Below are 15,967 nucleotides of genomic sequence, written 5' to 3' on the forward strand. Positions count from 1 at the left end.
ATGTCGAATGACGACAAGGTCCTCGACTACCTGAAGCGCCTGACCGCGGATCTGCGGCAAACCAAGCAACGGCTTCGCGAGGTCGAGGAGAAGGCCGGCGAGCCGATCGCGATCGTCGGCATGAGCTGCCGTTTCCCTGGTGGTGTCGAGTCGCCGGAGGACTTGTGGCGGCTGGTGGCCGAAGGCGGGGACACGGTGTCAGGCTTTCCGGCCGACCGTGGTTGGGACGTGGAGTCGCTGTACGACCCGGACCCCGACCACACGGGCACCACCTACAGCCGCATGGGCGCTTTCCTGGACCGTGTGGCGGATTTCGACTCGGGTTTCTTCGGGATCTCGCCGCGTGAGGCGTTGGCGATGGATCCACAGCAGCGGCTGCTGCTGGAGACGTCGTGGGAGGCGTTCGAGCGGGCGGGCATCGACCCGAACTCGGTGCGGGGCAGCCGGTCCGGTGTGTTCGTCGGTACCAATGGCCAGGACTACGCGGCGTTATTGAGGGCCGTGCCGGAAAGTGTCGAGGGGTACGCGGGTACCGGTATCTCGGCGAGTGTCATCTCCGGTCGGCTGTCCTACACGTTCGGCCTCGAAGGTCCCGCGGTGACGGTGGACACGGCGTGTTCGTCGTCGCTGGTGGCGCTGCACCTGGCCGCGCAGGCCCTCCACAAGGGCGAATGTGAGCTGGCGCTGGTCGGCGGTGTGACGGTGATGACGACGCCGGGCTCGTTCGTGGAGTTCAGCCGCCAGCGCGGGCTGTCGGTGGACGGCCGGTGCAAGGCGTTCTCGGACAGCGCGGACGGCACTGGTTGGGGTGAGGGTGTCGGCATGCTGCTCGTGGAGCGGCTGTCGGACGCCCGCCGCAACGGGCACCAGGTGCTCGCTGTCGTACGGGGGTCCGCGGTGAACCAGGACGGCGCGTCGAACGGTCTCACCGCGCCGAACGGTCCTTCGCAGCAGCGGGTGATTCGTCAGGCGCTTGCCAGTGCGGGTCTGTCTCCGTCGGAGGTGGACGCGGTGGAGGCGCACGGCACCGGTACGACGCTGGGTGACCCGATCGAGGCGCAGGCGCTGCTGGCCACTTACGGTCAGGACCGCGCCGGTGAGCCGCTGTGGCTCGGGTCGATCAAGTCGAACATCGGCCACACGCAGGCCGCGGCCGGTGTCGCGGGTGTGATCAAGATGGTGATGGCGATGCGGCGTGGTGTGCTGCCGCAGACGCTGCATGTCACCGAGCCGTCGTCACATGTGGACTGGTCAGCCGGTGCCGTGGAGCTGTTGGCGCAGGCGCGCCCGTGGCCGGAGACGGGACAGCCGTGGCGGGCCGGTGTGTCGTCGTTCGGTGTGAGTGGCACGAACGCGCACGTCATCGTCGAGCGGGCCCCCGTGGTGGAGCGGGAGGAAGCTCCGGAGCCGGTGCGCGATGGCCTGGTGCCGTGGGTGTTGTCGGCGCGTGGCGAGGGTGCCCTGCGTGGCCAGGCTGACCGCCTCCTGTCCGCCGTGGAGGGTTCCGCCGACTTCGACCCGGTCGGTGTCGGCTTCTCGCTGGCCACGACACGATCCGTGTTCGAGCACCGCGCCGTCCTGCTGGCCGAGGACCGGACCACCACCTGCGACCGGCTCGCCGCTCTTGCCGAGGGGCGGGGTGGTCCGGGTGTTGTGGTGGGTGAGGCGGCGTCGCACCGGGTGGGTTTCCTGTTCTCGGGTCAGGGTTCGCAGCGGCTTGGTATGGGGCGTGAGTTGGCGGCGCGGTTCCCGGTGTTCGCTGCGGCGTTGGATGAGGTGCTGTCGGAGTTCGATCCGGTGGTGCGTGAGGTGTTGTTCGGTGAGGATGCCGGGGCGTTGGACGAGACGGGGGTGACGCAGCCGGCGTTGTTCGGGGTTGAGGTGGCGTTGTTCCGGTTGTTGGAGGCGTGGGGTGTGCGGCCGGATGTGCTGGCGGGGCATTCGATCGGTGAGTTGGCGGCGGCGTATGTGGCGGGTGTGTGGTCGTTGGCTGATGCGGTCAAGGTGGTGTCGGCGCGGGGTGCGTTGATGCAGGCGTTGCCGTCGGGTGGTGCGATGGTGGCGGTCCAGGCCTCTGAGGGCGAGGTCGCGTCTGAGCTGCCTGACACCGTGGGCATTGCCGCGGTGAACGGCCCGAACTCCGTGGTCATCTCCGGTGCTGCTGCCGATGTGGAGGCTGTTGCGGAGCGTTGGCGTGGGGTGGGGCGGAAGGTGTCTCGTCTGCGGGTGAGTCATGCGTTTCACTCGCCGTTGATGGATCCGATGCTGGTTGAGTTCCGTCGGGTGCTGGAGGGTGTGTCGTTCGGGGCGCCCGAGATTCCGATCGTGTCGACGCTGACGGGTCGGTTGGCGAGTGCGGAGGAGTTGGCCTCGCCGGAGTACTGGGTGCGGCACGTACGTGAGTCCGTACGGTTCCACGACGCGATCATGGCGCTCCGGGAGCAGGATGCCGATGTGTTCGTCGAGGTCGGGCCGGGTGGGACGCTGTCCGCTCTCGGTCTCGGCAGCGCGCCCGACGCGGTGTTCCTGCCCGCGTTACGGGCGGACAGACCCGAGGAGCTCGCGCTCGTCACCACGGTCGCCGCGCTGCACGCGCGGGGCGTGACGGTTGACTGGACCGCTTACTTCGCGGGCAGCGGCGCCCGGCAAGTCGACCTGCCGACCTACGCGTTCCAGCGTGAGCGCTACTGGCTGGACGTCCCCGCCCTTGAGGGCGTTGAGCGGATGTCGCCGGTGGAGGCGCGGTTCTGGGGGGTCGTGGAGGAGGGCGACCTCGCTGATCTTGCCCGTACGCTGGATGTGTCGTCGGATGATCCGCTGAGCGCGGTGTTACCTCGGTTGTCCGCGTGGCGCAGGGAACAGCGGAGTCGGTCCACTGCGGACGGTTGGCGGTATCGGGTGGACTGGCGGCCGGTGGCTGCTGGGGGCCGGCTGTTGGATGGTGTGTGGCTGGTGGTCGCGCCGGCGGGTGAGGACCGTGCTGGGTGGGTTGGTGACGCGCTGGCTCGGAATGGTGCGGACGTGCGTGTGCTGTATGTGGATCTGGAGGCGGTGGACTGGGCGGGGCGGTTGGCTGGGTTGCCTGCTCTGAGTGGTGTGGTGTCGCTGCTGGGACTGGCCGAGGTGGGTGGGTCGGTGGTGCCGGTGGGTGTGGCGGGCACGATCGGTCTGCTGGGGGCGCTTGGTGATGTGGGTGTGTCGGTGCCGTTGTGGTGTGTGACGTCGGGTGCGGTGTCGGTGGGTGCGGGTGATGTGGTTGCCGGGTTTGAGCAGTCGATGGTGTGGGGTCTTGGCCGGGTGGCCGCGTTGGAGCATCCCGGTCGCTGGGGTGGCTTGGTGGACCTGCCCGGTGTGCGGGACGAGGCGACCGGTGATCTGCTGGCCTCGGTGCTCGCCGGTACGAGTGGTGAGGACCAGGTCGCGTTGCGCGGTGGCGAGGTTCTGGGGCGCAGGCTGGTGCCCGCGCCGCTGGGCGATGTCTCGGGGGAGGGCTGGACGCCGCGCGGCACGGTCCTGGTCACCGGCGGCACCGGCGCGCTCGGTGCGCACGTCGGCAGGTGGCTGGTGGCGAAGGGTGCCGAGCACCTGCTGCTGACCAGCAGGCGCGGGCTGGAGGCCGATGGTGCGGAGGAACTGCGTGCGGAGCTGACCGCGCTCGGTGCCCGCGTCACGATCGCGGCCTGTGACGCCGCAGACCGGGACGCGCTGGCGGACGTGCTCGCCTCGGTGCCCGCCGAGTTCCCGCTCACCGCGGTCGTGCACGCGGCCGGTATCGAGCGCGCGACCCCCCTCGCCGACCTCGACCCGGCCGACCTCGCCGGATTCGGTGATGTGCTGGCAGCCAAGGTCGTCGGCGCGAGGAACCTGCACGAGCTGCTGGGCGACACGCCGTTGGACGCGTTCGTGCTGTTCTCCTCGATCGCCGGTGTCTGGGGCAGCGGTGGCCAGTCCGCGTACGCGGCTGCCAACGCCTACCTGGACGCCCTGGCGGAGCACCGTAGGGCGGCGGGTCTGCCCGCCACGGCCGTCGCGTGGGGTCCGTGGGGCGATGGCGGCATGGTCAGGGACGCCGGGCATGACGCGGCGGCCCAGTTGCGGCGCAGGGGCCTCACCACGATGGCCCCGGCTGTGGCGATCGCGGGTCTGGCCACGGCTCTGGAGCGTGGTGACGGGAACGTTGTCGTCGCGGATGTGGACTGGGAGCGGTTCGCGGGCACGTTCATGTCGCAGCGGCCCAGCCCGCTGCTGGGTGAGCTGCCGCAGGTGCGTGCCGTGTTCGAGGCGGCTCCGGTGGAGCAGGGTGTGTCGGCTTTCGCGCAGCGGCTGGTTGGTTTGGATGTGGCTGAGCAGGAGCGGCAGCTGACCGAGTTGGTTCGGTATGAGGCGGCTGCGGTGCTGGGTCATGTGTCGGGTGACGCGTTCTCCGCGACGCGTGCTTTCAGGGAGCTGGGTTTTGACTCGCTGACGGCGATGGAGTTGCGTGGCCGGCTGAGTGAGGCGACGGGTGTCGCCCTGCCCGCGACGGTGGTGTTCGACTATCCGACGGCTGCCGTGCTGGCAGGCTTTCTGCGTGTTGAGTTGTCCGGTGCGGGTGTGGCCTCCGCCGCCTCCGTTCCTGTCGCCGTGTCGGGGGTGACGGATGAGCCGATCGCGATTGTGGCGATGGCGTGCCGGTTCCCGGGGGGTGTGTCGAGCCCGGAGGACCTGTGGGACGTACTCCTGGCGGGCGGGGACGCGGTGTCGGAGTTCCCGGCCGATCGAGGTTGGGACGTGGAGGCTCTGTACGACCCCGACCCGGCGGGTGTGGGCACGTCGTACAGCCGGATGGGCGCTTTCCTCGACCGTGTGGCGGATTTCGACTCGGGTTTCTTCGGGATCTCGCCGCGTGAGGCGTTGGCGATGGACCCGCAGCAGCGGCTGCTGCTGGAGACATCGTGGGAACTGCTGGAACGGGCCGGGGTCGACCCGGCGTCGCTGCGCGGTGAGCGCGTCGGTGTGTTCGTCGGATCGAACATGCAGGACTACGGGATGGTCCTGGACGGGGCCGCCGATGACACGGGCGGCTACGCGGCGACCGGCACCGCGTCCAGCGTGGCCTCCGGCCGGCTGTCCTACACGTTCGGCTTTGAAGGTCCTGCGGTGACGGTGGACACGGCGTGCTCGTCATCGCTGGTGGCGCTGCACCTGGCGGTGCAGGCGCTGCGGTCGGGCGAGTGCTCGTTGGCGCTGGCTGGTGGCGTCACCGTGATGTCGACGCCGGGTGCCTTCATTGAGTTCAGCCGGCAGCGCGGGCTGTCGGTGGACGGGCGCTGCAAGGCGTTCTCGGCCGACGCCGACGGCACCGGTTGGGGTGAGGGCGTCGGCATGCTGTTCGTCGAGCGGCTGTCGGACGCGCGACGCAACGGGCACCAGGTGCTCGCTGTCGTACGTGGGTCCGCGGTGAACCAGGACGGTGCGTCGAATGGTCTCACCGCGCCGAACGGGCCTTCGCAGCAGCGGGTCATCCGGCAGGCGCTCGCCAGTGCGGGTCTCACTCCGTCCGAAGTGGACGCGGTCGAGGCGCACGGCACCGGCACCACGCTCGGCGACCCGATCGAGGCGCAGGCGCTGCTGGCGACGTACGGCCAGGACCGGCCCGAGGGCCGGCCGCTGTGGCTCGGATCGCTGAAGTCCAACATCGGTCACACTCAGGCCGCGGCCGGTGTGGCGGGTGTGATCAAGATGGTGATGGCGATGCGGCACGGTGTGCTGCCGCGCACCCTGCACGTGGACCAGCCGTCGCCGCACGTGGACTGGTCGGCGGGCGCCGTCGAGCTGCTGACGGAAGAACGTCCGTGGCCGGAGACCGGTGAGTCGTGGCGTGCGGGTGTGTCGTCGTTCGGGTTCAGCGGAACGAACGCGCACACCATCATCGAGCAGGCCCCCGTGGTGGAGCGGGAGGAAGCTCCGGAGCCGGTGCGTGACGGCCTGGTGCCGTGGGTGTTGTCGGCAGGCGGCGAGGGTGCCCTGCGCGGCCAGGCTGAGCGTCTGATGTCCATGGTGGACGAGCACGCGCTTGTCGATGTCGGCTATTCGCTCGCGACGTCGCGGGCGGCGTTGGATCACCGCGCGGTGATTGTGGCCGCTGACCGGTCCGAGTTCCTGGCCGCTTTGGCGGCCGTGGCCGATGGTCAGGTGACCGGCGCTGTGGTCAGGGGAGTCGCCGACGAACCCGGCCGACTGGGCTTCCTGTTCTCGGGTCAGGGTTCGCAGCGGCTCGGGATGGGGCGTGAACTGTCCGAGCGGTTCCCGGTGTTCGCCGAGGCTCTTGACGCTGTGCTGGGCGCGTTCGACCCGGCGGTTCGCGAGGTGCTGTTCGGTGAGGATGACGATGCCCTGAACGAGACGGGGGTGACGCAACCCGCGCTGTTCGCGGTCGAGGTCGCGCTGTTCCGCCTGCTGGAGTCGTGGGGTGTCCGCCCCGACATGCTGGCGGGGCACTCCATCGGCGAGTTGGCCGCGGCGCATGTGGCGGGTGTGTGGTCGCTGGCCGACGCCGCCGCGGTGGTGTCGGCGCGTGCCGGGTTGATGCAGGCGCTGCCCGAGGGTGGTGCGATGGTGGCGATCCAGGCGACCGAGGCCGAGGTCGCGCCTGGGCTTCCCGACACCGTGGGCATCGCCGCGGTCAACGGCCCGAACTCGGTGGTCATCTCTGGTGTTGCCGCCGATGTGGAGGTGGCCGCGGAACGTTGGCGTGAGGCGGGGCGGAAGGTGTCTCGTCTGCGGGTGAGTCACGCGTTCCACTCGCCGCTGATGGATCCGATGCTCGATGAGTTCCGCCGGGTGCTGGAGGGCGTGTCGTTCGAGGCGCCCCAGATCCCGATCGTGTCGACGCTGACCGGTGCGCGGGCAACCGCTGAGGAGCTTGCCTCGCCGGGGTATTGGGTGCGGCATGTGCGGGAGTCGGTGCGGTTCGCCGACGCTGTCGAGACGCTGGTCGCCGAGGGTGTGGCGACGTTCATGGAGGTGGGGCCGGGTGGGACGCTGTCGGCGCTGGGGCAGGAGTCCGCGCCGGAGGCGACCTTCGTACCGGTGATGCGGGCGGATCGGCCGGAGGTCGTGGCCGCCACGACGGCTGCGGGTCAGCTGCACGTACGCGGTGTCCGGGTGGACTGGGAGGCGTTCTTCGCCGGTCGTGGCGCGCGGCGGGTGGACCTGCCGACCTACGCGTTCCAACGTGAGCGCTACTGGCCTGACATGCTTCCGCCGACCGGCGACGTCGCGGCGGTCGGGCTCGGTTCGGCTGAGCATCCGTTGTTGGGTGCGACTGTCGCTGTGGGGGGCACGGACGGTGTGCTGCTGACGGGCCGTCTGTCGGTGCGGACCCACCCGTGGCTGGCCGACTACCTGGTCCAGGGTTCGGTCCTGTTGCCCGGTACGGCGTTCGTCGAGCTGGCGGTACGCGCGGGTGACCAGGTCGGATGTGACCTGGTCGAGGAACTGACGCTGGAGGCGCCCCTCGTCCTGGCCGAGAACGGCTCCGCGCGGATGCAGGTGTGGGTCGGTGCGGCGGACGAGTCGGGCAGGCGTGAACTGACCTTCTACTCCAGCGCGGGCGAGACCGACGACGGCCGTTCGTGGACCCGCCACGCCACCGGTGTGCTCCGTGCGGGGAACCCGTCCGGTGGGACTTCGCTGGTCGAGTGGCCGCCCGCCGGCGCGGAGACCGTCGACCTGGACGGGGCCTACGACCGGCTGGCGGAGCTGGGCTTCGGCTACGGGCCGGTGTTCCAGGGGCTGCGGGCCGCGTGGCGCAGCGGGGACGAGGTGTTCGCCGAGGTCGCGCTGCCGGACGGTGTGGATACGGACGGATTCGGTCTGCACCCGGCGCTGCTGGACGCGGCGCTGCACGCCATTGGGCTGATGGGCGATGCCGACGGGCCCGGCAGGCTGCCGGTCGCGTGGTCGGGTGTCCGGCTGCACGTCTCCGGTGCGACGGCACTGCGGGTGCGGCTGTCACCCGCGGAGTCGGACAGGGTGTCGTTGGCGGTGGCGGACGGGGCGGGAGCTCCGGTTGCCGAGATCGACTCGCTGGTGCTGCGACCGGTGTCGGAGACACTGGCGCGGCAGGACGGGGATGCGCTGTTCGGCGTCGACTGGGCGTCGGTTCCCCTGACCGACGGAGACATCCCGACGACCGAGTGGACCGACCTGGAGGCACTGACGCGGTCCGCTGAGCTGCCCGACTTCGTCGTCCTGCCGTGCCCGGTCATCTCCGCGTCCGACCCGGTCGCCGGCGCGCATGAGGCGGCGCACTGGGCGCTGAACGCACTTCAGGTCTGGCTGGCGGACGAGCGGTTCGACGCGGCGCGCCTGGCCATCGTGACCAGCGGTGCGATCGCCACTGCGGCTGATGAGGACGTGCGGAATCTCGCGCACGCCGCGATGTGGGGCCTGGTGCGGTCCGCCCAGTCGGAGAACCCGGACCGGATCGTGCTGGTCGACCTCGACGACGAGGCGGCCTCGCTCAGTGTGCTGCCTTCCGCGTTGGCCACTGGGGAACCCCAGCTGGCTGTGCGCCTGGGTGCTGCCAGTGCGCCGCGGCTGGCCAGGGTTCGGCGGTCCGTGGTCGACGACCCCGGTTTCGGCCCGGGTGCGGTGCTGGTCACGGGCGCGACGGGAACGCTGGGCGGTCTTGTCGCCCGGCACCTCGTGGCGGAGCGAGATGTGCGGAGTCTGCTGCTGGTCAGCAGGCGCGGGTTGGCGGCGGAGGGTGCCGAGGAGTTACGCGACGAACTCGTCGCGGAGGGTGCCGAGGTGACGTTCGCCGCGTGTGATGTGGCGGACCGGGACGCGGTGGCGGCGCTGCTGGCCGAGCACTCCGTGACCGCTGTCGTACACACCGCCGGTGTGCTGGACGACGGTACGATCGGCTCGCTGACGCCGGAGCGGATCGACACCGTATTCCGGCCGAAGGTCGACGCGGCGTGGCATCTGCATGAGCTGACCCGCGACCTGGACCTGACGGCGTTCGTGCTGTTCTCCTCGGTGGCGGGCACCTTGGGTGGTCCCGGCCAGGGCAATTACGCGGCGGCGAACACGTTCCTGGACGCGCTCGCGCAGCATCGCCGGGCCGCCGGTCTGCCCGCCACGTCGCTGGCGTGGGGCCTGTGGGCCGAGGCCAGCGGTATGACCGGCCGGCTGGACGAGGCCGATGTGAAGCGGATGAGCAGGGGCGGTCTGATCCCGCTCCGCTCGGCCGAGGGTCTGGCGCTGTTCGACGCGGCGGGTTCGACGGGGCGTGCCGTGCTGGCGCCGGTGCCGCTGGATCTGCCCGTGCTGCGCAGGGAAGCGCGCTCCCAGCCGGTGCCGCACATGCTGCGTGGTCTGGTGCGTGGCACCGCGCGCAGGACCGCCGAGTCCGGGGCCGTGGTCGGGTCCGGCTTCGCCCAGTCGCTGGCGCGTCTGACCGACGCGGAGCGGGAGAAGGCCCTGCTGGACCTCGTGCTCGGCCACGTGGCCGTGGTGCTCGGTCACAGCTCGGCGCAGGCCATCGCGCCCGACCGTGCCTTCAGGGAACTGGGCTTCGACTCGCTCAGCTCCGTCGAGTTACGCAACCGGCTGGGCGCGGCCACCGAGCTTGCCCTGCCCGCCACGCTGGTCTTCGACTACCCGACCCCCGCTGTTCTCGCGGCGCACCTCGGCGCCGAGCTGCTGGGCGGGGTGCTCGACGCCGTGGCCGACGTACCCGCCGCGGCCGTGACCGACGAGCCGATCGTGATCGTCGGTATGAGCTGCCGGTTCCCCGGTGGGGTCGAGTCGCCGGAGGATCTGTGGCGCCTTGTCGAGTCCGGTGCGGACGCGGTGTCCGGGTTCCCCGTCGACCGTGGGTGGGACCTGGACTCGCTCTATGACCCGGATCCCGAGCACTCGGGCACCAGCTACGCGCGTGAAGGTGGCTTCCTGCTCGACGCGGCGGAGTTCGACCCGGACTTCTTCGGGATCTCGCCGCGTGAGGCGTTGGCGATGGACCCGCAACAGCGGTTGTTGCTGGAGACCTCCTGGGAGGCGTTCGAACGGGCCGGCATCGATCCGAACTCGGTGCGGGGCAGTCGGTCCGGTGTGTTCGTCGGCACCAACGGCCAGGACTACGCGGCGTTGTTGATGGCTGCGCGGGAGAGTGTCGAGGGGCACGCGGGTACCGGTATCTCGGCGAGTGTCATCTCCGGCCGGCTCTCCTACACGTTCGGGCTCGAAGGTCCTGCGGTGACGGTGGACACGGCCTGTTCGTCGTCGTTGGTGGCGTTGCATCTGGCGGTGCAGGCGCTGCACAAGGGCGAATGTGAGCTGGCGCTGGTCGGCGGTGTGACGGTGATGTCGACGCCGGGGTCGTTCATCGAGTTCAGCAGGCAGCGTGGCCTGGCCCCGGACGGGCGTTGCAAAGCGTTCTCCGACAGCGCGGACGGCACTGGTTGGGGTGAGGGTGTCGGCATGCTGCTCGTGGAGCGGCTGTCGGACGCCCGCCGCAACGGGCACCAGGTGCTCGCTGTCGTACGTGGGTCCGCGGTGAACCAGGACGGCGCGTCGAACGGTCTCACCGCGCCGAACGGGCCTTCGCAGCAGCGGGTGATTCGGCAGGCGCTGGCGAGCGCGGGTCTGTCTCCGTCGGACGTGGACGCGGTCGAGGCGCACGGCACCGGTACGACGCTAGGTGACCCGATCGAGGCGCAGGCGCTGCTGGCCACTTACGGGCAGGACCGCGCCGGTGAGCCGCTGTGGCTGGGGTCGATCAAGTCGAACGTCGGCCACACCCAAGCTGCGGCCGGTGTGGCGGGTGTGATCAAGATGGTGATGGCGATGCGGCACGGTGTGCTGCCGCGCACCCTGCACGTGGACGAGCCGTCGCCGCACGTGGACTGGTCGGCGGGCGCCGTCGAGCTGCTGACGGAGAGTCGGCCGTGGCCGGAGACCGGTCAGCCGTGGCGAGCCGGTGTGTCGTCGTTCGGTGTGAGCGGCACGAACGCGCATGCCATCATCGAGCAGGCCCCCGTGGTCGAGCGGGAGCAGGTCTCGGAGCCGGTGCGTGACGGCCTGGTGCCGTGGGTGTTGTCGGCGCGTGGCGAGGGTGCCCTGCGTGGCCAGGCTGAGCGTCTGATGTCGATTGTCGATGAGCACGCGCTTGTTGATGTCGGCTATTCGCTCGCGACGTCGCGGGCGGCGTTGAACCATCGTGCGGCGATTGTGGCCCCTGACCGGACCGAGTTCCTGTCGGCTCTCTCCGCTCTCGCCGAGGGGCGGGATGGGCCCGGTGTCGTGGTGGGCGAGGCGGCATCGCACCGGGTGGGTTTCCTGTTCTCGGGTCAGGGTTCGCAGCGGCTCGGGATGGGTCGTGAACTGGCTGCCCGATTCCCGGTGTTCGCCGAGGCGCTGGACGAGGTGCTGGGTGAGTTCGACCCGGCGGTGCGTGAGGTGCTTTTCGGTGAGGACGCCGAGGCGCTGAACCAGACGGGGGTGACGCAGCCGGCGTTGTTCGCGGTCGAGGTGGCGTTGTTCCGGTTGTTGGAGTCGTGGGGTGTCCGTCCCGACATGCTGGCGGGGCATTCGATCGGTGAGCTGGCCGCAGCGCATGTGGCGGGCGTGTGGTCATTGGCTGATGCCGCCAAGGTGGTCTCGGCGCGTGCCGGGTTGATGCAGGCGCTGCCCGAGGGTGGTGCGATGGTGGCGGTCCAGGCCCCTGAGGCCGAGGTCGCGCCGGACCTGCCGGAGACCGTAGGTATTGCCGCGGTGAACGGCCCGAACTCGGTAGTGGTCTCGGGTGTTGCCGCCGATGTGGATGTGTTGGCGGAGCTGTGGCGTGAGATGGGGCGGAAGGTGACCCGTCTGCGGGTGAGTCACGCGTTCCACTCGCCGTTGATGGATCCGATGCTTGACGAGTTCCGCCGGGTGCTGGAGGGCGTGTCGTTCGAGGCGTCCACGATTCCGATCGTGTCGACGCTGACCGGTGCGCTGGCGAGTGCCGAGGAGTTGGGTTCGCCGGAGTATTGGGTGCGGCATGTGCGGGAGTCGGTGCGGTTCGCCGATGCCGTCGAGACGCTGGTTGCCGAGGGTGTGGCGACGTTCGTGGAGGTCGGGCCGGGCGGGACGCTGTCGGCGCTGGGCCAGGAGTCGGCGCCGGACGCGACGTTCGTACCGATGCTGCGCGGTGATCGGCCGGAGACCCTGGCCGCCACGACGGCTGTAGGACAGCTGCATGTGCGTGGTGTCCGCGTGGAGTGGGAGCCCTTCTTCGCCGACAGCGGCACCCGACGGGTGGACCTGCCCACCTACGCCTTCCAGCGTGAACGCTACTGGGTTGACGCGGCGCCGCTGGTCGGTGATGTCGCGGCGGCCGGGCTCGGTGCGGCCGAGCACCCGCTGCTGGGTGCGACCGTCGCCCTCGGTGGTACGGACGGTGTGCTGCTGACCGGTCGTCTGTCGGTCCAGACCCACCCGTGGCTGGCCGACTACGTGGTCCAGGGCTCGATTCTTCTGCCCGGCACGGCGTTCCTTGAGCTGGCGATCCGCGCCGGCGACCAGGTCGGATGTGACCTGGTCGAGGAACTGACGCTGGAGGCGCCCCTCGTCCTGCCCGAGAAGGGCACGGTGCGGGTACAGGTGTGGGTCGGCGCCGAGGACGAGGCAGGCAGGCGTGAGCTGACGCTCCACTCCAGTGCGGGCGACGACGGCGTGACGTGGACCCGGCACGCCACCGGTGTGCTCCGTGCGGGGAGCAGGTCCGGTGGGGCTTCCCTGACCGAGTGGCCGCCCCCCGGTGCCGAGGCCGTGGACCTGGACGGGTTCTACGAGCACATGGTTGACGGCGGTTTCGGCTACGGGCCGGTGTTCCGGGGGCTGCGGGCCGCGTGGCGCAGCGGGGACGACGTGTTCGCCGAGGTCGCGCTGCCTGACGACGTGGATGCGGACGGATTCGGTCTGCACCCGGCGCTGCTGGACGCGACGTTGCATGCCATCGGCCTGATGGACGACGCGGATGCTCCTGGCACGCTGCCGTCCGCGTGGTCGGGTGCCCGGCTGCACGCCTCCGGCGCGGAGATGCTGCGGGTGCGGCTGTCGCCCGCGGAGTCGGACGGGGTGTCGTTGGCGGTCGCGGATGGCACCGGTGCTCCGGTGGCCACGATCGACTCGCTGGTGCTGCGCCCGATGTCGGAGACGCTGTCGCGGCAGGACTCGGAGTCGCTGTTCGGCGTCGACTGGCTGTCGGTTCCCCTGCCCGACGGCGATCTCCCGACGACCGAGCGGATCGACCTGGATGCCCTGACCGAACCGCTGTCCGACTTCGCGGTGGTGTTGTGCCCGGTCATGTCCGCGTCTGATCCGGTGTCCGCCGCGCATGAAGCGGCGTATTGGGCGCTGAAGGCAATTCAGGTCTGGCTGGCGGACGAGCGGTTCGACGCGGCGCGTCTGGCCGTCGTGACCAGTGGTGCGATCGCCACTTCGGCTGATGAGGATGTGCGGAATCTCGCGCAGGCCGCGGTGTGGGGCCTGGTGCGGTCCGCCCAGTCGGAGAACCCGGACAGGATCGTGCTGATCGACCTCGACGACGAGGCGGCCTCGCTCGAAGCGCTGCCCGCGGCCCTGGCCACCGGGGAGCCGCAGCTCGCGGTTCGGTCCGGCGACATCCAAGTACCTCGCCTTGCCAGGGTTCGGCGGTCCGTGGTGGGCGACCCCGGTTTTGGTTCGGGTGTGGTGCTGGTCACGGGCGCGACGGGCACGCTGGGCGGTCTGGTTGCCCGTCATCTTGTGGTGGAGCGGGGTGTGCGGAGTCTGCTGCTGGTCAGCAGGCGCGGCGTCGCGGCCGAGGGCGCCGGGGAGTTGCGCGACGAACTCGTCGCGGAGGGTGCCGAGGTGGCGTTCGCGGCGTGCGATGTGGCCGACCGGGAGGCTGTCGCGGCGCTGCTGGCCGAGCACGAGGTCTCCGCTGTTGTGCACACCGCCGGTGTGCTGGACGACGGCACGATCGGTTCGCTGACGCCGGAGCGGATCGACACCGTATTCCGGCCGAAGGTCGACGCGGCATGGAACCTGCACGAGTTGACGAAGGACCTGGACCTGACGGCGTTCGTGCTGTTCTCCTCGGTGGCGGGCACCTTGGGTGGTCCCGGCCAGGGCAATTACGCGGCGGCGAACACGTTCCTGGACGCGCTCGCGCAGCACCGCCGGGCCGCCGGCCTGGCCGCGACGTCGCTGGCGTGGGGCCTGTGGGCAGATGCCGGCGGCATGGCCGGCAGCCTTGACGAGGCCAGTGTGAAGCGGATGAGCAGGGGCGGTGTGATCCCGCTCCGTTCGTCCGAGGGTCTGGCGTTGTTCGACGCGGCGGGTTCGACGGGGCGTGCCGTGCTGGCACCGGTGCCCCTCGACCTGCCCGCGTTGCGCAGGCAGGCGCGCTCCCAGCCGGTGCCGCACATGCTGCGTGGTCTGGTGCGTGGCACCGCGCGCAGGACCGTCGAGTCCGCCGCTGTGGCCGGGTCGGCGTTGGCGCGGTCGCTGGCCGGGCTGACCGACGCGGAGCGGGAGAAGGCACTGCTGGACCTTGTACTGGACCACGTGGCTGTGGTGCTGGGACACAGTTCGACGCAGGCCGTCGCGCCCGATCGCGCGTTCAAGGAGCTCGGGTTCGACTCGCTGACCGCCGTCGAACTGCGTAACCGGCTGGGCGCGGCGACCGAACTGCGTCTGCCCGCCACGCTGATCTTCGACTACCCGACCCCCACGGCGCTCGCGGCGCACCTCGGCGCCGAACTCGTGGGCGCACCCGTCGTCGCGGCGATCACCCGTACGGCCGCGGCCGTCATCGACGAACCGATCGCGATCGTCGCGATGAGCTGCCGGTTCCCCGGCGGGGTGAACTCGCCCGAGGACCTGTGGCGGCTCGTGCTGGACGGTGTCGACGCCATCGGCGAGTTCCCCGGCAACCGCGGCTGGGACTTGGCGAACCTGTACGACCCCGACCCGGACCACGCGGGCACCTCGTACGCGCGTGAAGGCGGCTTCCTCTACAACGCCGACCTGTTCGACCCGACGTTCTTCGCGATCAGCCCGCGTGAGGCGCTGGCGATGGACCCGCAGCAGCGGCTGCTGCTGGAGACCTCCTGGGAGGCGTTCGAACGAGCCGGGATCGACCCGAACTCGGTGCGGGGACAGGACATCGGCGTCTTCACCGGCTCGAACGTGCAGGACTACACCATGCTGCTGGCGGGGAGCGAGGAGACCGTCGAAGGGTTGGTCGGCACGGGCAACGCGGCGAGCGTCGTGTCCGGTCGGGTCGCCTACGCGTTCGGTCTCGAAGGTCCCGCCGTGACAGTCGACACGGCGTGCTCGTCGTCGCTGGTGGCGCTGCACATGGCGGTGCAGGCGCTGCGGACGGGTGACTGCTCGATGGCGCTGGCGGGTGGCGTGACGGTGATGTCGACGCCTGGTTCGTTCATCGAGTTCAGCCGCCAGCGAGGGCTGTCCACCGACGGTCGGTGCAGGCCGTTCTCGTCGGACGCGGACGGCACCGGCTGGGGCGAGGGCGTCGGAATGGTCGTGCTGGAGCGGCTGTCCGACGCCCAGCGCAACGGGCACCAGGTCCTCGCGGTGGTGCGGGGTTCCGCGATCAACCAGGACGGCGCGTCGAACGGTCTCACCGCGCCGAACGGGCCTTCCCAGCAGCGGGTCATCCGGCAGGCGCTCGCCAGTGCGGGTCTGTCTCCTTCGGATGTGGACGCGGTCGAGGCGCACGGCACCGGCACCACCCTGGGTGACCCGATCGAGGCGCAGGCACTGCTGGCCACCTACGGACAGGACCGCACCGGCGAGCCGCTGTGGCTCGGGTCGCTGAAGTCCAACATCGGCCACACCCAGGGCGCGGCCGGTGTCGCGGGCATCATCAAGATGGTCATGGCGATACGGCACGGCGTGCTGCCGAAGACGCTGCACGTCGCCGAAC

General features: G+C 70.5%; 1 protein-coding gene (cut by a window edge). It reads left to right on the top strand.

Going from position 1 to position 15,967, the window contains the following annotated elements; genetic code table 11:
* Positions 1–15,967: the 5' portion of a type I polyketide synthase gene (locus ACFRMN_RS09285; RefSeq protein ID WP_383015685.1), read on the top strand. It continues 3,584 nt past the right edge of the window; 15,967 of the gene's 19,551 nt are visible here — the first part of the coding sequence; it begins with the start codon at positions 1–3; its stop codon lies off the right edge, out of view.

The organism is Streptomyces sp. NPDC056835 (genome assembly GCF_042789485.1).
Taxonomy (GTDB): Bacteria; Actinomycetota; Actinomycetes; order Streptomycetales; family Streptomycetaceae; genus Streptomyces.